The organism is Spirochaetota bacterium, from assembly GCA_017999915.1.
Classification (GTDB): Bacteria; Spirochaetota; UBA4802; order UBA4802; family UBA5550; genus RBG-16-49-21.
The window spans coordinates 1-19,481 of record JAGNKX010000017.1; the positions used below are offsets into that span (position 1 = coordinate 1).

At 57.4% G+C, this 19,481-nt stretch carries 19 protein-coding genes; 9 read left to right on the forward strand and 10 right to left on the reverse strand.

From position 1 onward, the window contains the following. Positions 1-6: 6 nt before the first annotated feature. Positions 7-924 (reverse strand): hypothetical protein, encoded by a 918-nt coding sequence (locus KA369_20380; protein MBP7738343.1) that lies wholly within the window; start codon positions 922-924, stop codon positions 7-9. A 363-nt stretch (positions 925-1,287) separates the two neighbouring features. On the opposite strand from KA369_20380, the gene KA369_20385 reads away from it, so the two are divergent. The 7 genes from KA369_20385 (at position 1,288) to fabD (ending at position 9,679) form a co-directional block, all read left to right on the forward strand. Further along, positions 1,288-1,860 carry a histidine kinase gene (locus KA369_20385; protein ID MBP7738344.1) on the forward strand — a complete coding sequence of 191 codons (573 nt, stop codon included), beginning with the start codon at positions 1,288-1,290 and terminating at the stop codon, positions 1,858-1,860. Continuing rightward, positions 1,857-2,606: a response regulator transcription factor gene (locus KA369_20390; protein MBP7738345.1), complete on the forward strand. Its 750-nt coding sequence runs from the start codon at positions 1,857-1,859 to the stop codon at positions 2,604-2,606. The genes KA369_20385 and KA369_20390 overlap by 4 nt, the downstream gene beginning before the upstream one ends. Positions 2,607-2,713: 107 nt before the next feature. After that, positions 2,714-3,775 carry a hypothetical protein gene (locus KA369_20395; GenBank protein MBP7738346.1) on the forward strand — a complete coding sequence of 354 codons (1,062 nt, stop codon included), beginning with the start codon at positions 2,714-2,716 and terminating at the stop codon, positions 3,773-3,775. A gap of 130 nt (positions 3,776-3,905) precedes the next feature. After that, positions 3,906-5,333 (forward strand): radical SAM protein, encoded by a 1,428-nt coding sequence (locus KA369_20400; protein MBP7738347.1) that lies wholly within the window; start codon positions 3,906-3,908, stop codon positions 5,331-5,333. 120 nt (positions 5,334-5,453) lie between these two features. Then, positions 5,454-7,307, forward strand: a complete 1,854-nt coding sequence (locus KA369_20405) for a methyl-accepting chemotaxis protein (GenBank protein MBP7738348.1) — start codon at positions 5,454-5,456, stop codon at positions 7,305-7,307. A 90-nt stretch (positions 7,308-7,397) separates the two neighbouring features. Beyond that, a complete protein-coding gene (locus KA369_20410) occupies positions 7,398-8,753 on the forward strand; it encodes an acyl--CoA ligase (GenBank protein ID MBP7738349.1) in 1,356 nt (451 codons plus the stop codon). Positions 8,754-8,764: 11 nt separating this feature from the next. Further along, a complete protein-coding gene (gene fabD, locus KA369_20415; GenBank protein ID MBP7738350.1) occupies positions 8,765-9,679 on the forward strand; it encodes an ACP S-malonyltransferase in 915 nt (304 codons plus the stop codon). A 53-nt stretch (positions 9,680-9,732) separates the two neighbouring features. Here fabD and KA369_20420 read toward each other — a convergent pair whose 3' ends face one another. Next, positions 9,733-10,332, reverse strand: a complete 600-nt coding sequence (locus KA369_20420; GenBank protein ID MBP7738351.1) for a glycerol-3-phosphate acyltransferase — start codon at positions 10,330-10,332, stop codon at positions 9,733-9,735. 227 nt (positions 10,333-10,559) lie between these two features. Here KA369_20420 and KA369_20425 point away from each other — a divergent pair, with 227 nt between their 5' ends. Continuing rightward, positions 10,560-11,138 carry a hypothetical protein gene (locus KA369_20425; protein MBP7738352.1) on the forward strand — a complete coding sequence of 193 codons (579 nt, stop codon included), beginning with the start codon at positions 10,560-10,562 and terminating at the stop codon, positions 11,136-11,138. A gap of 159 nt (positions 11,139-11,297) precedes the next feature. On the opposite strand, the gene KA369_20430 is transcribed toward KA369_20425, so the two are convergent. The 7 genes from KA369_20430 to KA369_20460 form a co-directional block, all read right to left on the reverse strand. Then, entirely contained in the window at positions 11,298-12,800 is a 1,503-nt protein-coding gene (locus KA369_20430; protein MBP7738353.1) for a polyketide synthase dehydratase domain-containing protein, read from the reverse strand. Then, complete coding sequence (locus KA369_20435) at positions 12,779-13,258, reverse strand: acyl-CoA thioesterase (protein ID MBP7738354.1); 480 nt, start codon at positions 13,256-13,258, stop codon at positions 12,779-12,781. Before KA369_20435 ends, KA369_20430 begins: the two co-directional genes overlap by 22 nt. A 1-nt stretch (position 13,259) precedes the next feature. Next, positions 13,260-14,525 (reverse strand): beta-ketoacyl-[acyl-carrier-protein] synthase family protein, encoded by a 1,266-nt coding sequence (locus KA369_20440; GenBank protein MBP7738355.1) that lies wholly within the window; start codon positions 14,523-14,525, stop codon positions 13,260-13,262. Between the two features lie 123 nt (positions 14,526-14,648). Continuing rightward, positions 14,649-15,497: a 5-bromo-4-chloroindolyl phosphate hydrolysis family protein gene (locus KA369_20445; GenBank protein ID MBP7738356.1), complete on the reverse strand. Its 849-nt coding sequence runs from the start codon at positions 15,495-15,497 to the stop codon at positions 14,649-14,651. 30 nt (positions 15,498-15,527) lie between these two features. After that, the gene (locus tag KA369_20450; protein MBP7738357.1) at positions 15,528-16,457 is read right to left on the reverse strand and encodes a paraslipin; all 930 of its coding nucleotides are present in this window, start codon (positions 16,455-16,457) and stop codon (positions 15,528-15,530) included. A 9-nt stretch (positions 16,458-16,466) separates the two neighbouring features. Further along, a complete protein-coding gene (locus KA369_20455) occupies positions 16,467-17,417 on the reverse strand; it encodes a paraslipin (protein MBP7738358.1) in 951 nt (316 codons plus the stop codon). A 43-nt stretch (positions 17,418-17,460) separates the two neighbouring features. Further along, complete coding sequence (locus tag KA369_20460) at positions 17,461-17,883, reverse strand: NfeD family protein (GenBank protein ID MBP7738359.1); 423 nt, start codon at positions 17,881-17,883, stop codon at positions 17,461-17,463. A 269-nt stretch (positions 17,884-18,152) separates the two neighbouring features. Here KA369_20460 and KA369_20465 point away from each other — a divergent pair, with 269 nt between their 5' ends. Then, positions 18,153-18,575 carry a hypothetical protein gene (locus KA369_20465; protein ID MBP7738360.1) on the forward strand — a complete coding sequence of 141 codons (423 nt, stop codon included), beginning with the start codon at positions 18,153-18,155 and terminating at the stop codon, positions 18,573-18,575. Between the two features lie 32 nt (positions 18,576-18,607). Here KA369_20465 and KA369_20470 read toward each other — a convergent pair whose 3' ends face one another. Then, on the reverse strand, positions 18,608-19,399 hold the full coding sequence (locus KA369_20470) for a metallophosphoesterase (protein MBP7738361.1): 792 nt from the start codon (positions 19,397-19,399) through the stop codon (positions 18,608-18,610). Positions 19,400-19,481: the final 82 nt, after the last annotated feature.

Sequence of the window (19,481 nt, forward strand, 5' to 3'; positions counted from 1 at the left end):
ATGATCTCAATTACCCTCCACATTCCCCACACGCTTCTTTCCTCTCAAATCCAAAATTCTCTCAAACCCATACACTCTCAATCCCTTCAATGCAGAGTATTCATCAAGGTACAACTGAGAGAATTCAGGACGGATGTAACTGTAGCCGGTAATGAACGCATGCTTGATAATTCGTTGATTGCCTTCTGCGACTTGATTGTGGACACCATTCTTTGACCATCGATCACGAGCCCACACATTTCTTTTTTTGTCCTTTGCTCGTGCTGAATGATTCACAGAACGATGATTGTCATTATATCTTTTCAACCAGGGATAGCCTTCATCCGTAAATGTTGGAGCATTGGCTGGCAGGAAGTCGAATAAAGGTTTGATGGTATGTTGCTTTTGGTCTGGAACGCTATCGAATATGACAGGACCTTTTTTAATGCCAATAGTATGTACCAAAGTGCCTATTTGATACTTTCCTCTTTTGTCAGCCACAGAATCACTCAAATATATGCTGGCTGTCTGTCCATGGTGCTTATAACGCTTCCTATAGCCATTAGAACGCTCTCTGGCACTGAATAATGCCACAGTATCGGCATAAATAACAGGTTTTTCCTCTATTTGCTTACTGAGGTCAATTTCTGGCTCTTTTGGGAATCTGAAGGAATCTCCAAATTCTTTATCAATATCTTTGACCATCAATGCTTTAATATCAGGGATGAATTCTGATAAAAAGAGCTGCAGTCTCCTTTTGAGCAATATGGCCGAATTTGATGATACTCCGAGTTTTCTTTGAATGGATGCTGTGTTTAATACTTGAGGATGTAACTGCATTGCTTCTGTCAGGATATAGCCAAATGTCCATAATGGCAATTTGAAATGATGTAATGGTGTATATGCTGTTCTTGATCCTTGGTAGTGGCATTGAGGACATCTGATTGCTGTTTCTCTGTTATAAATATTTACTGATAGTTTTGTTTTGCAATGAGGACAGTATTTGGGATATATGTTGTCTAAAATATTTTTTGTGAGTTGTGTGTAGTATTCGATGTTGATCTGAGGGAATTTGCCGTTGAATTTTTCTTTGGTTGTTTGGCTGTAAATTTCTTTGGAATTGTTCAGTTTGTGTGGAATGTGAGAGGGAAATATGATCTCGTGATCAGCTTCGTTAGCGGCGCCAACGACTACCTGTACAAGCCGGTGGAGCGCGATGAGCTCATTGCCCGGGTGAGGACCCAGGTGGAGCTGAAGAGGACTGTCCGTGACCGTGACGAGGCCAAGTACAAGCTTCTTCAGGAAAGAATGAATCCCCACTTCCTGTTTAACTCCCTCAACACGGTCCACGCTCTGATCGGCAGGGACCGCGTCAGGGCAGACCAGGCCGTCATCATGCTGGCCGATAATTACCGGTTCCTGATCGACTATTCCTTTCTTTCGCTGATCCCCTTTGACACTGAATGGCGCTTTGTGGAAAACTATCTGAAGCTGGAGGAGCTTCGCTTCGAAGATTCACTGTCGATCACCATGGAGCGACACGGCGATTTTACGTCGATCCGGATCCCGCCCCTGACGATTCAGCCGCTGGTCGAGAACGCGCTGAAGCACGGGTTTCGCCGGAAGGGGGGCCATGGAATGATCAGGATCCATGCGGAAGCGGGAGATAGCCGGGTGTTGATTTGCGTGAGTGATAATGGTCCGGGACCATCATCCGCTGATCTATTCTCCCGTTCCCTCGGCAATATACGGAACCGCCTGAATCATTATTACCGGGACGTGGAGATGACTATCGATAAAGCGGAGGGCGGTGGGGCCCTGGCCCGTCTCGCCTTTTCCTATGAAAACAATATAACAATAGGCATGAGGAGCGCTCTATGAAGAATGATGGAGATCCAATATATTCAGTTCTTATCGTGGAGGATGAAGTACCGGCACGGGAGCTCCTGGTGGATTGCCTTGTGACACGCAATGAGCTCAAACTCTCCGGCATCGCCAGGAACGGCGAAGAGGCCCTGTCGAAACTCTCCGGCGGGGAATACGACCTTGTATTCATGGACATCAACCTTCCCTGCCTTTCCGGCATCGAGGTGCTGCGGCGCGTCAAAAAGCCGCCCTATGTGATATTCACCACCGCTTACGAGGCTTACGCCATCAGCGCCTTTGACGTGGGCGCGGTGGATTTTCTCCTCAAGCCCTTCACCATGGAGCGATTTGACCGTTCCGTAGAGAAGTTCCTGAACATGACCGAAGCCGCCGCGAGGAAGGAGAGCGGCGTCCATGGTTCTGCGGACCTGGGCCTGGCCTACCGCGCCGGGGGGAAGCACCGCATCCTGCCATACAATGATATCGTGTACGCGTGCTCGCGGGGGAGGAGCTCCATTATCCATACCCTCTCCGGTTCCGTGGAGGTGCCCATGATCCTGAAGGACCTGGAGCTCAAAATCCCGGCCGGTCTCTTTGTCAGGATCCATAAACAGCACATTGTGAATGTCACTTTTATTGCGGAGGTGGAATACTATATCGGAGGCCAGTATCTCGCCCACCTCAAGGATGAGGATGAGAGCATTCTCACGGTGGGAAGAAAATACGCCCCCTATCTCAAATCGCGGCTGAACATGGATTGACCCGTCATCGGGTTGTACCGCGCAGCTCAAGGCCTGACGGTTTTTCCTTGAAAAAAACCGGGGCGGTACGGTAGGGTGGTCCTATACCGGTGATGTCGAGGGTGCCAATGAAAAAAATCTGTTTGATCCTGGGGATGATGCTGTTCCATTCCGCCATTTTCGCCGATCAGCTTTTCCTGAAGGACGGCTCGATCCTGAAAGGAAAAATTATCCGGATCACCGAACATGACGTTGAATATGACCCTGAGGGTCCCCGGGTATTTGACGTTGTTGACAGGAGTTCGGTCGCGCAGATCCTTCATGATAACGGAAAGACGGTGAGCGCAGAAATGGAATCTCTCAAAGAGTTGTCGCGCCCCGGGGGGTTCCTCGATGCCCGGGTGCGGGTCGGCGGCTTTTTCACCGCGAGCGCCCTCCGGGGCGGGGTCGTGGACCATGAGAGGCGCCTCTTCAGTTTGTATCGTCCGGATCTTTACATTGCCTATGTCAAGTCGAGGGATTATGGTCTTGGCATTACGGCCATGGGGGGCGGCGGGGAGATCGATCTGCTGCCGCCGGCCCTCAGGTTCGAACGGAAGCGGGATTTCGATTTCACCGGGATTAAATTCGGCCTGAAGGCCCGATATTGGTTCCAGTTCTCCGACAGCGCCGTCGTCAATGAGCGGGTCTACTACAGCTCCGTCGAGGGGTACGAGCAGTTCCGGGGCAGGCTCATGAGCCATCACGGCTGGGGCGCCGGCCCGGAAATGAACCTGGTCTTCGGTCCGCGGAACAACAGCTTCAATTTCCTCATACACTGGTATGCCCTGGTGGGGCAGGTCTTCGGCGGCCGGATCAAGGCGGCTGCCGCCCTGCGGAGCGCCCACCAGCTGCAGTTCGAGCTGGCGGGCCTGTACGGGTTCCCGGCCCTTATCACCGCCGCGGCCCCCGGCGTCATAGCCGCCACCCGCCTGTGCAACAGGGCCTCCTTCGGCGGTTACACCTTGCGGCTGGGACTGGGGCCGCATTTCACCATGAACAGGAATTTCCCCATCACCTTTGGCCTCAACGTTTTCTATGGCTACTGGAACATCACCTTTTCAAGGGCGCCCCTGGCCTATCTCGACGGGAGAAGAAAAGCTGCCCACCATGAGATCGGAGCGGAGATATCATCGGGCATTCATATATAGATAGTTTGCCTCGACTACGCTCGGGGCAAGGGTTCGGCGACCGAACACAGTCGTATCTCGACTTCGCTCGATAACCGGGGAGTGGTATAGTCCTTGACAATAATCAACAGCGGCCCCATCTCATAACCCCATGAGAATCGTCCTGGTACATCCAGCCGGGTCCAACTGGATCAAGGGAATGCAAGACCTCGCAGCCGTGGCGAACCGCATGGCGCCGTTGGGCCTTCTCTCCATCGCCTCGTACCTGGAGCGGTCGGGCCACGAGGTCTTCGTCCATGACTGCCTGGGCCCCGGCGCCCTCCGGGGGACAGAGAAAAACGCGGCCGCCGTGGCGACCCTGAGGCCGGACATGATCGGCGTTTCAGCCACCACCTCCGGCTTTCTCGATGGGTACCGCCTTGCCTCCCTCGTCAAGGAAAAATGCCCCGGCGTCATAACCGTTTTCGGCGGCGTCCATATCTCGGCCCTGGGTGGGGAGCTCCTCGAAGGGTATCCTGAAATCGATTACCTCTGCCTCGGCGAAGGGGAGGTCACCATGGCGGAACTGGCCGATGGCCGGGACCCGAAGGCCATCGACGGCCTGGCCTGGAGGAACGGGAAGGGCGTCACGGTAAACCGGCCCCGGGTCCATATCGCGGACCTTGATTCGCTCCCCTTCCCGGCCTACGGAAAGCTGGCGGGGTTCCCCCGGGGCTACAACCTGCCCCTCTTCAGCTATGTGAGGGCGCCGGGCGCCACCATGATCACCAGCCGCGGGTGCCCCTACCAGTGCTCCTACTGCGACCGCTCCGTGTTCAAGCGTGGTTTCCGCTACAATTCGGCCGGGTACATCTACGAGCACATGAGGCACCTCCGGAACGACTTCGGCGTACGCCACGTCAACATCTACGATGACCTCTTCACCATGAACCGGGATCGTATCGAGGAGCTGTGCGGGCTTCTCGTTACAAAGCCGCTGGGGATGAATTTCAACTGCGCGGTCCGCGTGGGCCACGCCGATGACGACCTCCTGGCCCTTCTTAAAAGGGCCGGGTGCCTCATGGTGTCCCTGGGGATCGAGTCTGCCGACCCGGATATGCTGAAGCGCCACAAGGCCGGTGTGAAGCTCGAGGCGGTGCGCGACACCGTGGCCCGGATCCGTAAGCAGGGCCTGCGGGCCAAGGGGCTCTTCATGATGGGCCTCCCGGGCGAGACCGAGGATTCAGTCCGGGCCACGAGCGACTTCGTCATGTCCCTGGGCCTGGACGACATGAACATGGCTAAGTTCACTCCCTTTCCCGGAGCCCCCATCTGGGCCGGCATCGAGAAGGAAGGGACCCTGGAGAACGACTGGCAGCAGATGAACTGCCTCAACTTTGTATTCGTGCCGAAGGGGATCTCTTCCCGGGAGCGCCTAGACCGCCTCTACAACGAGCATGTGAAGCGCTTCTACTCGGACCGGGCCTGGCGCAGGAGGTTCGCGAAGCGCCTCTGGCAGCACCGGTGGAGCCTCTGGTATTTAATCAGACACATCCCCTCATTCGCCCGGGCCCGGAAGAACTTCGAGCCGGGGGAGTAACCCCGGCCTGATCGGAGAATGACACCGACCGGTCGTAAATGTTTTTTTCTTGCCTTAATTATCACAATCCTATAGCAAGTTCCGGGGGCCGGTGTACAGGTACGCGAGGGGGTTTCTGCCATGAATAGTAACCATGCTGCCACGGACGGTATCGAATCTGTCCGAAAAGACCTGAAGAATTTCACGACCATGTTTATCATCTCCACGGAGAGCGTGAGCTTCCTGGCCATAATTCCCATGATCGTGCTGTATGCATGGACCAACTTCAACATGAGTCCCGAACAGGCCGCTGTTTTTTTCCAGTGGGTCGCGGTGGCGGTTACCTTCGGCTTGATATCGACGAATATAACCGATCGCATCATCATCGCGCCGATATCCAGGTATTTTAAAAAGCTCCTGCGCAATGAACCGGTGTCAGACGAGGAGTATCTGCGGGCCCAGATCAGGTTTTTCAAGCTCCCCTACATTCATGCGGTGAACTCGGCCTTCCAATGGCTGGTCGGTCTCAGCGTTTGCGCAGTTCCCTTTACCCTGACCGCCGACAACCTGACGGCAATGCAGATCATCAATGTGTACCTCGTCGTCATTATCATCCCGCCCTTTGGAGGAGTGCTTTTTTTCCTGCTTACGGAGATCTTTTTACAGAAACTGCTTAACAAGGGGATCTTCAGCCACCTCGCGCTGAAAAGCTTCAACTTGAAAATGAGCCTGATGAGGCGTGTGTTCCTGTCGATCATCTTGGTTCTGATCGTGCCTTCCATCGCTCTGAACGGCTACTATCTGGTCTTCATAGAGAACGCCCGCCTGATAACGTCGGTTTCCATCGCGAAGCTCGGCGGCATCATCCTTTTCGGGATTGTCATGGCGGTCAGTGTGGTGATCGCCCTCTGGAAATCCATGTCGGAGAAGATCAGGCTGATATCAACGTTCATCGAAAGGATCGGCAGCGGCGATCTCGCGACGGCCAAGAGCCTTTTCGCCGTCATCGACGAGCTGACGAACATCAACCAGACCGTGTACGTCATGAAAAAGAACATAAGCACCATGATGTCCGACATCAATACGATCTCCGCGCAGATCGATAATTCAAGCAATGACACCTCCCGGATCACCCAGTCCTTTTCCGAGGTCACGCAGAACCAGGCGGCCACCGTGGAGGAGGTGACCGCGACCATTGAAGAGATATCGGCGGGGATGGACCAGATCGCCACGGGCGCCCAGGGGCAGGTGATGAGCCTGAAATCGCTCATCGACCGGATGGGGGACCTGTCGCGGATTATAAAGGAGCTTTCGGAGAACGTTTCGAGCGCGTCGGAGCTCTTTGGAGGAATTTCCGCGGAAGCGCTCCAGGGGGAGGAATCGCTGCGCCAGATGAACGACAGCATGCTCACCATAAACGCGAGCTCCCAGGAGATGACGAACATCGTGAGCATCATCCAGGACATATCGGATAAAATAAACCTCCTGTCGCTCAACGCGTCCATCGAGGCGGCGCGGGCCGGGGAGGCCGGCAGGGGTTTTGCCGTCGTCGCTGACGAAATATCGAAGCTGGCGGAAAACACGGCGTCCAGCGTAAAGGACATCGACAGGCTCATAAAGACGTCCGACGGCGAGATCCGCAAAGGGCTTTCCGGCGTCACCGACGTGGTGGACCGAATCGGCCGGATCGGGACCGGCATCAACTCCATGAACGAGATGGTGGAGAATATAGCGGGGATCATGCAGAAACAGATCGATATCAACGAGATGGTCGATCAGGAAGCGAACAAGGTCATGATCAAGTCCCGGGAGATCGAGGGCGCCACCATGGAGCAGAAGACCGCCATTACCGAGGTCGTGCATTCCATCACCAGGATCAACGAGCTGACCCAGACCATCAGCGCCGGGTCCGAGGAGATCACGTCCAATACGGACGAGAACGCGAAAATGGCCAGTGAACTCAAGGCCAAGGTCGAGCAGTTCAGGATCGCCTGAGGCCGCATAATCGCTCAACATCACAGATCATAGTTACTTCCACAGAAATTTTCCTTGATATTATCAACCATATCCGGATGAATACATTCTATGTCTGATATTGTCTCATTAATCCGCCGCCTTCTTTCCGGTCCGGCCGAGCCTCTGAAGGAATTTGTCTCCCCCGGATGCACCTACGGCGACTGCTACAGCCACGGGGCCGGCTTCGTGGACCGTTTTTCCGCGATCGAACATGACGGCGAGCCGGTTTGCCTGTGCACCGAGGACCGGGGCATCATCGCGTCTGCCATGCTCTCCTCCCTGGCGGGAGGACCGGTGTGCGTGCTGCCCTATTCGCTCTCGCCCCAGGTGCTTTCGGAGATGCGCGATATCCTCGGGTTTCGGTACGCCATTGTGGACGCTCCCATGGAGCTTCCGGACGGCGTGGCTGGCATACTGCCCGAGCGGGGCCAGTGGCCGCCGGCGAAGCGGCCGAGGGATGCCGATTCCGTCTTCATGCAGCTGTTCACCGGCGGGTCCACCGGTAAGCCGAAGGTCTGGCAGAAAACGGCGCGGAACCTCCTTGCCGAGGCGGCCTACCAGGCCGAAAAGTACGCTTTCGTCGGCAGCGACCTGGTTGCCGCCACGGTGCCGCCCTATCATATATACGGCCTCCTCTATACCGTGATGGCCCCTTTTCTCGCTTCCGCCTCGGTCCTGCCCGGCACCTACGTGTTTCCCGGCGAGATCGCGTCGGTCCTCGCTGAAAAGCCGGCCACGATCCTGGTGAGCGTTCCGGTCCACTACCGCCTGCTCAAGGGCGCCGACATGGACGCGCCGAAGCTCCGCCTGGCCTTTTCATCGGCCGGGCCCCTGGACAGGGAGGACGCGGCAGCATTTTACCGCCGGACCGGCGTCGGGCCGGAAGAGATATACGGCTCCACCGAAACGGGAGGGATCGCCTGCAAGTCATCGGCGACGGGGCGCAACGACCTGGAGCCCTTTGAGTGCCTTGAATGGAAAATCAGCCATGACCGCCTCTGTGTAAAATCGCCCTTTATCTCTCCGGACCTTCCCGTGGACGGCAAGGGCTTTTTCATGACCGGGGACCGGGCCATGGCCGCCGGCGGCGGCCGCATCACCCTCCTCGGCAGGGCCGACGGCGTGGTGAAGGTCGGCGGAAAAAGGGTTGATTTAAATGAGGTGCAGGATAAGATAAAACGGCTTCCGGGAGTCCGGGACGCCTGCGTGATATCAATGAGCGGCAGCAGGGGAAGGGGAACGGACATAGCCGCAGTCATCGAAACCGACATGAGCGAAGAGGAAGCCCGCGCGTGCATGGCGGGCGCCCTGGAACGCTATGCAGTGCCGCGGCGGATACGGACGGTGGCGACAATGCCGGCCACCTCGACCGGCAAGTACGACCGCGAAGCCATCATGAAATACTTCGAATTTGAGCAGAAATGAAAGGGGGCGCTATGGGCGAAAAAACGGTATACATGTTTCCGGGCCAGGGATCGCAGTCCGTCGGGATGCGGGGCAAGCTCGGCACCCTGACCTCTGAGCAGAAAGAGCTTTTCAGCGCCGCGGATTACATCCTCGGATTTCCCCTGAGCGCCCTTATCGACGAAGGTCCCGACGAGGAGCTCACCCGCACCCCCAACACGCAGCCGGCCCTTCTGGTCATGGGGACCGCTTTCGCCATGGCCCTTGACGCCCGGGGCCAACGGGCGGACATCGTCATGGGCCATTCCCTCGGCGAGTACACGGCGCTGGTGCACTGCGGCGTGATCGACTTCAGGGACGCGGTGAGGATCGTGCGCCGCCGGGGCGAGCTTATGGAGAAGGCCGTGAAAAATACGCCGGGTAAGATGGCGGCGGTCATCGGCACGGAACGGGAAAAGCTCGAGGAGGTTCTCTCCCGATGCTCGAAGGAGGGCGTTATCGAGATCACTAACTTCAATTCCCCCCAGCAGGTGGTGCTTTCAGGCGAGACAGCGGTGGTGAGCCGCGCCGTAGCGATGATCAACGAGGGAGGCTCCGGCAAGGCGGTGGAGCTCAACGTGTCCGCGCCGTTCCATTCATCCCTGATGAAGCCGGCGGCGGAGGAATTCGAAAAATTTCTCGCGGAGTTCGCCTTCGCCAGGCCCAGGCTTGAATTCATAGACAACGTGACCGGCGCCATGGAAAGCGACCCGGAACAGATTAAGAAAAAGCTGGTGGACCAGCTCTCGAGCCCGGTCCAGTGGGAGAGATCGGTGCTCGCCGCCTGCGAAGCCGGCGCGTCCGTTTTCGTGGAATCGGGACCGGGCACGGTTCTCTCCGGCCTGGTGAAGCGCATCGTGAAGGACCAGAAGATAGTGAACGGCGAAAAGCTCCTCAGGGAGGCCTGATCGCAAAACATTATGCGACAAAATGCCCCGCAGCTTGCTGCGGGGTATTTTATTCAACCCTCGTCCCTGTCGGGGGGCTCCTCCTTTTTTGCCCTCTCCATCATTTCCATTATGTTTTTCCGGTGATTGAAGACAATGAAAAGCGCCGTGACGATAGAACCAACCGCCGCAACCGCGCTGTAGTCGCAGGCGGCTATGGTTCCCAGGGCCAGCACGGCGATCATGGCAAAGGAGGCCACGAAGGGCAGTCTCTTCACAAGGTAGACCAGGACCCAGGCAATGGCGGACACGACCGCCCCGGCCGGTGTAACCACCGCGGTGAATCCCAGGTAGTTGGCCACGCCCTTGCCCCCGCGGAACCGGTGGAAACAGGGATAGGTGTTCCCGGCCACGAGGGCAAGTCCCGCCCAGGGGACCTGTACCGGCGAAAGGATCCATGTCGCGATAAGGGCCACGGCCACGGCCCTGCCGATGTCGAGGAGGAGCACCGCCGCGGCCCACACCGGCCCCGCCAGGCGGTACACGTTGGTCACGCCGGCGTTGCCGCTGTAGCTTTTACGCGGGTCCCCCTTGCCCAGGAAACGGAACAGCAGGATGGAAAAATTAACCGACCCGGCCAGGTAGGACAGCATCATTATAAAAATTAGTTTCATTGCCCGGCGTTATATTATTTCAGAGTATGTACGCTGCTATACCGAATAAACGCATTAACACCGGTCCCTCAATTTATCAAACAAAATTAACTGGATGGAAAAAATTTTGTCATTTTCCCGTTTTTCCGGATACGAAATAGAAGTGGTGCATAAATAATATTGATAATGTTGTTCACGGTTCAATATTCCATCATCACATGTATTTATAACAATTCAGGAGGGTATTAATGAAGAGGTTTGTTGTATTTATTATTATTGGTTTATTGGCTGCCGGATGCAGGTCCTTTGATGTCATAGTCAAGGATGATCCTTTCAAGGGAAGTACCATTGTTACCGCCGACATGTGGCACAAGGTGACTGATGCTAAGATAGATAACCGCCGTGCGTTATATAAAAAAGAAATCGTTAGGGGCAAAGTTTCAAATCCAACGGTGAGTTTTGAATTTGGAGCTCAGATCATTCCAATAATTGGATATCAGGGCGCGCCCCTTGGAAACGATGTCTATATACTATGCGATGCCAAAAACTTCATGGTTAAATTAATCGATAACAATAAGGTTATGCAAACACAAATCGGATCAGGTCAAAGCATAAATGTGCAAATGACCAATATATGCACATTAACCGGCAGAATAACGTTAACCCCGGATATTCAAAAGGCGATCCAAAATCGTCAGAATTATCAGATCCGTTTTAACATAGGCAATGACAACCTTACACTAAAAGCAACACCGGCTCAGCTGGATGCTGTAAAGAAGTTTATTGCAACAAATACGCCCGATGCGGGTAAAAAAGAAATAAAGTAAACAAGTAGAGTTGTTGCAAATCTGAATCTTTTAATCGGGGTTAAGGGGCGAAGCCCCTTACAAGCCCCCCGCAGGGGCTATCCTGCGAGCGCGAGACGCAGTTTTGCAACAAGTCTCGTCATTATGATATGAGATAATGACATATTGATCAAATTTGCATTATTCAAGCACAATCAGCGTCACCAGATGGCCCTCCACCCTTGCATGTAGGGCCTCATATTTTTTACCTTCGATTCTGATAAGGCTGGATTTCTCTCCAATGGCTGTTACCGCCGACTTGCCCCAGGTCTCCGTCAGGTGCAGTCCCGTCGCCTTGGACAGGGCCTCCTTGGCGGACCATACCCTGATGGACGCCTCCATTTCGCCCAGGGGATGGCCTTTGACCAGGGAGATTTCCTCTTCGTTCATATAGTGGCCCTGGCCCTTGAGCACCCTCGGGGTGATCTCCTCCACGTCTATGCCGATGGGGTTTTCCGACACCGCTGCGATGGCGAAGCGCGAATCGTGGGAGGCGGTGCAGCAAATTTCTTCGCCGCTCCCTGTCAGGGGACACCGGGGCCTTCCGTCGGAGTGGATCGTATTGATCTCCTCCGGCGCGGTAGCCATGTCATTGCCGGATTGTCTCCGGGAGAGCCGTTTCAGGGCCAGGCGGGCGGAGCAGAAGGTGAGGCGCCTCTTTTCCCGCATGGAAGCGGAGCGCTTAAGCTCCGGGCCGGAAAAGATCTTTTCGCAGGGAGCGGTGATCGTATCGAGCTCTATGAGGGCCATGTCTGTGCAGCGGCCGCGGATTTCCGACAGGGGATCCCCTGTGCCCTCGCCGATCCACTGCGGCGGAAGCAGAGTGCCGCCGCTCACGTCCCTCATCTGGAGGCCCCGGACTTCCTCGCATAATATGCCGCCATTGTCGTATATCCAGAGGTCGTATACCAGAAGGTCTTTGTTTGTTGAGCGGGGGAGAACCCTGCAGATATAGGTTTCGCCGGCCCTGGTTATGGAATGAATGATCCTCGCGTCAAGACGGACCGGGAATCCCACGATGCCCCGGTACCTCTGGCCCCACACGCAGGCGCCGTGGAAGGACGCGTCCAGGGGAAAGGGAGAGCCCAGGGGCTCGGACGGGGCATCGGCGGAGCCGCCGCTGACCAGGGCAATGGCTCCCTCCTCCGACAGGTGGAGCGATTCGATGTTCTGATAGGCGGACTTGAACGGCACCAGCTCGGAGTAGATCCGCTCTTTTTCAGGATGGAGGCATATACCTTCCAGGCCGAGGACCAGGTCAATGGGCTCGGCTGCCCCGGCCGGATAATGCCCCGGAAAGGAGAGGGAAACGTGGCTCACGGCCCGGGTGATGGATGTTGTTCCCTGCTTCCGTACCGTGACGAGCCTTGACCGCACGACGCCGCCTTCGGATTCGATTTCGTTAAAGGCCTCGACCATGGTCATGGCGGGGTCGATGTAAAGGAACTTGCTGAAATCGGCCCCGGTGATGATGTTCACGTCCAGGCCCGGCACCGCGGAACGAGCGGAATCCGCCAGGACCCGCATCGCCTCCACGGCGGGAAAAACGGCCCTGCCGTTGAACAGGTGGTCGCGGAGGTAATCGGCCACCGGCAGCGACAGGGGGAGCCGTGAAGGGCCTTTTATTTTGGAAAGCTCTTCCATAGGTGGACTGTCTTCGGGTCGACCGCCACGGGCCTCCCCGCCTTGTTCAGGGCGCAGTGCTGTGTAAAGCCCCGGCAGACGAGCTCGTTGGTCTCGGCCAGGGTGATGAGGTAGTCGAACTTCAGCTTGACCCGCTCGAGCTCGATGGGACGGGTATGGACCCACATGAGATCGTCGTAGTAGAGGGGCCGGTAGAAGGTGATGCCCAGGTCGATGATGGGGTAGACAAAGCCGCTATCCTCGATCTCCCGGTAGGGGTAGGCGGTGTCGCGCATGAGCGAGGCCCTGCCGAGCTCAAAGTAGCGCAGGTAGTTTGAATGGTACACCACGTCTGAGCGATCCGTGTCGGCATAGAGGGTCCGGTGCTGGCAGCGGTGCCACACCAGTCCGCTGTTCCTGTCGCGGACGAAGCGGCCGTCGCCGTCGAACTGTTCAGGCAGAAATGGCTTCGGCTTCACGCTATACCCCCCTGAATACGACGCAGCAGTTGGTTCCGCCGAAGCCGAAGGAGTTGGACATGATGAGGTCGTGATTCTGCTTCCGCGCCTCGTTGGGGACCACGTCGACGCCGTCCATTTCCGGGTCCGGGACGTGGTTCACCGTGGGAAGGATGATGCCGCGCCGCATACCCTCTATGGCGAAGGAGGCCTCGATGGCGGCGGCGCCGCCCAGGGTGTGGCCGATCTGCGACTTGTTGGAGGACACGGGCATCTTCTCCAGGTGCGCGCCGAAGACTTCTCTCAGGCACTGGACCTCCGTGATGTCGCCCTTCGGCGTCGACGTGCCGTGGGCGTTGACGTACTGTATGTCCCTGGTCTCCAGGCCGGCGTCATCGATGGCCATGCGGATGCATCGCACGATGGTATCCTTGTTGGGCCGCGTGATGTGGTGCGCGTCGGAGTTCCACCCGATCCCCAGGACCTCGGCCTTGGGCGTAAAGCCGTAATGGGCTATCATGTCGTCGGCTGCCAGGACGAGAATACCGGCGCCCTCAGACAGGACGAAGCCCTTGCGGTCCGCGCTGAAGGGCCGGGACGCCTGGGTCGGGTCATCATGGGCCCGGTCGCCGGCCTTGATCTTTATGGTGGCGTTCATGTTCTCGAAACCGTGGATGATCTCCGGAATGATGCAGGTGTCGACGCCGCCGGCCAGGACGAAATCCACATCGCCGTCCCGTATCATGCGGGACCCGATGCCGATGGCGTAGTTGCCGGAGGCGCAGGCCCCCTCGGGAGAGAAGATGGGCCCGGTGAATCCCAGGAGCATCCCGGCCTTTCCGGAGGGGAGGTTCGCACACAGGTTCGGCAGGAGGTAGGGGCTCACCTTCAGCGGCCCGTGATTCACGTAGTTTTCCATGGCCACGCGATAGGCGTCGGAGCCGTTCAGGGCCGAGCCGATGAGGCAGGCGGTGCGGGGCCCGGTTTCAGCGTTGATCTCCAGCCGGGCGTGGCGGATCGCCTCCTGGCACACGGCCATGGTGAGGATTACGAAGTCTGCGTTCCAGTTATATATCTCTTTTTCATCGGTGAAATCGAGGGACCGGGGGTCCCAGTCCGGGATCTCTCCGACGACATTGCACGCGGTCTGGACATGGCACCTGGTCACATGCCTGAAGCCGGCCTCGCCGCGGACGGCCCGCTCCCAGGACGATTCAAAGGTGCTCCCCAGGGGAGTCGCCGCCCCGTACCCTATGACAAAGACTCGTCTGTTCTTTGGCGCTTTCATGTTCTCGTCTTGTATAACCTGCCGGTCATTCCTTCAATGCCAGTCATTTAAAAAAACATGCCATTAATAGGAAATGGGGGGATATTTAACAACCAAAATTTATAATCGCTATTCCTGCCGGGCTCACTCGATATTGTCGGAGCGGATCGTTTTTTTCAGCACCGCGATTTCGGCGTCAAGATTGATGAGATCTCGCTCCATTATCTTTCCGAGGATGTTCTTGAACGCGGGCGCCATGTCCGAGATGGCTGATTCGGCTGCGCGCAGGCGTGCGTCCACAGCGGGCGCGCCCTCCCTTTTTAAAAGCTCCAGATAACCGTCCACGATGCTCAGGGCGGCGTCAAGGTAATACACGGCAAAGGCCCTCGCCGAAGCGCTCGATGCGGGATGCTCCGCGAGGTAGTCCAGTATCGCGTCGGCGGCGTCCGCCATTTCATCGATGCGTGCGCGGATGGTTTCATTCGCCGCCCGGCAGGCCATGGCGCGGATCCGGGCCGCCTTTCTGCGGGCCTCTTCCGTGCGTGCGGGCCGGGTTGATCCGTCCGTCGGCATGCCTTCGCCGTATCGCACGGCTTCCTTGAAACGGTCCATCTGGAGGTCGAACCGTTGCTGCCATTCGGCCCGCTCCCTTTCCCTGAGCGAAGCAAGGGCTTCCTGTATCTTTCGCTTCCTGTCATCAATGAAGGCGTTCAGGGAGGCTACTGCTTCGGCGTGGGAGACACGGGCGGCGGCAAGCTGCTCTTCGGCCCTGCGCAGGGAGGAGCCCGATATGCCGTCCCCTGCGCGGATTTCCCCGCATTCGGCCTCGATCTCCCGCATGCGCTCCCTGATGCCGGCCGCCGCCGCTGCCCGCCTAGGGACGGTTTCATTGAGTTCCCTCAGAAGGCGCTCAATGATGCGGGCGGGCCCGCGCGGGCCATCACCGCGGCGGTCCATGAAGGATCGCACGACACGGGCAAAACGTTCTAGCATGAGCTGTCCCCCGGGGAGCGGAGCCGGCCGCTATTTGCCGAATTCGGAACCGGAGGTGAAAAGCCCGAGGGAAGCCAGGAGGCCGTTCAGGTTCGTCAGGTCCGCCGGCAGAAGCACCGTTGTTTCCGGACGCGCCCCTCGACCCAGCGTATCCATATACTGTCCGGCGAGCTGGAGTTGCACGGCGTCGGAGCCGCCGGGCCTGCTCGCGGCGGCGGCTATCTTCTCGATCGCCTCGGCCGTGGCTGATGCCAGTGACTCTATCTCCTTCGCGCGTCCCTCGGCCTCGTTTATGCGTCTTTGCATTTCACCCTCGGAGGTGTTCACGAGCTCCGCCTTTAATCCCTCCGACTTGCTGATGCGGCTCCCCTTTTCGCCTTCCGCCTTGGCTATCATGGCCCGGCGCTCGCGCTCGGCGCTCATCTGCTGCTCCATCGCCTTCTTCACCGATTCGGGCGGCACGATGTTTTTAACCTCGTAGCGGTGGACCTTGATCCCCCAGTGCTCGCTGGTTTTGAGAAGCACGTCGAGGATCTTCTCGTTGATGAGATCACGCTCTTCGAAGGTGGTGTCCAGCTGCAGTATGCCGATCACCGAGCGGACGGTGGTCTGGGCGAGCTGGATGGCGCCCAGGCGGTAGTCGGTGATGCCGTAGCTCGCCCGTTCGGCGTTTACAACGCTGATATAGAGCACGCCGTCGACCTCGACCTTGACGTTGTCCTTGGTGAAGCACTCCTGCGGGGGCACGTTGATGGTCTCTTCGCGGAGGTCCTGGATGTAGGTCACCTTGTCGAGAAAGGGCACGAGGGCGTGAAATCCCGGCTTCAAGGTCTTGCTGTATTTGCCCAGGCGCTCGACGATGTATTCCATCCGCTGCGGCACTATCCGAATAGATCGGATAAATTTGAAGGCTATTATCAAACCGATGATCGTCCATATTATCAGATTAAACCAGAACATAAGGCCCTCCTATTTGTTCTTTGTTGCGACGGACGGATCAGTGGGAACTGCCCCCGCCATGCCGGCGCTTACCCGGCCCAGACCCTCGAAAAAGCCCTTGATGTTGGCAAGCCCCTCGGGCACCACGGTGAGGCGGGATTTTTCCAGTATCTTCCCCATTTCAGCGAGGAATTGCTCGATCATGCGCATCCGCAACGCCGCCTGCCCCCCCGGCTTCTGGATGGCGTCCGCGATGCGGGTGATGCCTCCGGCCGCGGCGTCTGAAATGAGCTGTATCTCGCGGGCCCGGCCGGTGGCCTCGTTGATGCGCTGCTGGCGCTTCCCCTCGGACACGTTGATGGTCTCCTGCTTGACCCCTTCGGAGACCAGCACGTCGGACTCCTTCATGCCGGTGGCGATGGTTATGGCCGCGCGCTTCTGGCGCTCCGCCTCCATCTGTTTTTCCATCGTGTCCATCATGTGCTGGGACGGCGTTATGTTCCTGATCTCGTAGCGGATGAATTTGATCCCCCAGGGGCCGGAGGCCTTGTCGATCTCGCGCACGATGCTCTCGTTGATGCGCTCGCGCTCCGAAAAGGTGTCGTCCAGGTCGAGCTTCCCGATCTCGGAGCGCATGGTGGTTTGGGCCAGGCTTATGGACGCGTCGTAGTAGTTGCCGATGCCGTAGCTCGCCTTCTCCGGGTCCATGACCTTCAGGTAGACGATTCCATCGACCTCGACCTGGACGTTGTCGCGGGTGATGCACGACTGGCTGGGTATATCCAGGACCTGTTCGCGCATCTCGTGGCGGTAGGCGACACGGTCGATGAAGGGAACCAGCACGTGAAAGCCGGGATCAAGGCGCTTCTTGAACTTGCCCAGCCGCTCCAGTATCCCGGCCTCCCGCATGGGTATTATTACCATGGTTCGCCAGAGGATGAAAAGGATCACGAGCACTGCAATGGTGAATACTGTAAACATGGCGGATACTACCTCCTTTTGTTATGTGGTGTGGTTCGAATGGCTACCGGTCTGTACGGCGCTTTTCGGGTACGGGTTCGACGACCCATGATATGTTGTCGCGGTAAAGAATACGCGCCTTGCGTCCCTTCCTGATCTGCCCGCCGGAGGAGATGGCGGGCCAGGTGGTTCCGTTGTAGCTGATCCTTCCCTCCGTGCCGGATTCGCTCACGGTGGCGACCACGTCGACGATCCTGCCGATGGCGTCGACGTCGTCCTCGACGAGCCGGTAGCTGCTCTCCGAAGGAAAGAGCCTGATGGCAAAGCGGCGCAGCAGGAGGACCAGGGCCAGCGACAGGACGACCCATATGACAAGGAGGGTCGTGATATCGGTGACGATGCCGGATAGCGATAGGAGCCCGGTGATGACGGCGGCCGCGCCGAAAAAAACGACGATAAGTCCGGGGACGGCCAGTTCGAGCGCCATGAGGACTCCGCCTCCGATGAGAAAAACCCAGGTTATTGTTTCCGCATTCATGGCTCGGGTGCACTGTGATGACGGCATTATCCGGTATCGATGGATGAGTACCGAAAATATAGGCTGTCATACCGTTGGAAAAATAGCAAGTACTTTATAGCTTATAGCGCCGGGCTGCTGTTCGGATATGGAGAATTTTTTCTTGATTAATAGTGGAATGGCTGATTATCTAATGAAACGGGCCGTTATCCAAATCAAACACTGTAAGGAATACCATAATGGAGGATGCCGTACTATTCAGCGCGCTTTATATCGGGATAGGCATTTTTTCCCTCATCCTGGGGCTCAAAGAATATCTCCGCTGGCGCTTCCTGAAACTGAGGGGAGTGAAGGCGAAGGGCGTGGCCCGGACCGTCACGGACAGCGATGATAATGTCACCCTGACCGCTTCCTTTGTCGCCGAGGGCGGAATTTCCTACACGGTCCGCTCCAGGGGAGGCGACACGGCCTGGAAGGACCTTGACGGGAGGCAGGTCGAAATCCTTTACCTGCGCGGGAAGCCAGAGACCGCGCGACTCGTGGCGGACCTGAAACTTCGGACCGGCCTGGCCGTCTACTGGTTCGGATTCCTCTTCGCCGGAATCGGTCTCCTGGTGCTGGTCCTGCACTATTTCGGCATCGAGGTCCTTTCGCGGGATTGAATCCGCCGGATCATTGTATCCCGGTACGGCAGTTACAACTCGATGAATTCCGGGATCCCGCCATAGGGGGCGTCCCACCGGACAAAGCCGATCCGGTTCTTCCTGTTCCGGTCGGAAATGGTCGGCAGGGAAAGCCGTATGACCGGGATTCCCCGGTGCGGAGTCGAGGTGCAGGCGAAGAGATAACGGTGATTATGGCCGTGAATGATCGAGTGGAACCTGAATTTTTCAAGCAGATGTTTTTCAATGATGGCGGGGCGGTAAATCCCTTCATGATGGTCCCCGGACTCGCGCCAGAGGCTCCGGTGCGTTACCAGGTGAAGTTTTGCTCCGGCCGTGTCAATGGACGCAAGACGCGACGCGGCCCATTGCACCTGCCTCTTCCTGATGCGGTTGATGCCGATGACGCCCAGGGAACGGGCCTTGCCGCGGTGGGTGCTCCTCAGGGCCACGAAAATATTGTTACCGCAGCGCATAATGGAGTCGTAATCCTCCACCGCGATTATCTCTTCCTGGCTGAATACCGGCGCCATCAGGGCCCGGTAGCGGCTCCTCGCCTTCCGGTTGGTGTAGATGTATTCCCCGATCCAGTCGCCGAAGTCATGGTTTCCCGGCGTGAGCACCACTCGAAGGCCCGCGCTAAGGAGGGCATGGAGCAGATTCTGCGCGTCCCTGTATTCCGGCCCGGTGGCGTGCTGGGTCATGTCCCCGGCTATGATAACGATCCGGTCCGCATTGAGGCGCCGGTCCCGGGCGGTTTCAACGAAACGCTCTACATGGGCTGATAGATTAGCCCCGAAGTGTATGTCGGAAATGCAGACCATGGAAGGATACTCCTCGTTTTATGCTGCGCTCCGGCCTTATTACCGCACCCGCCGGAACACGATGCAGGAATTGCATTCGCCG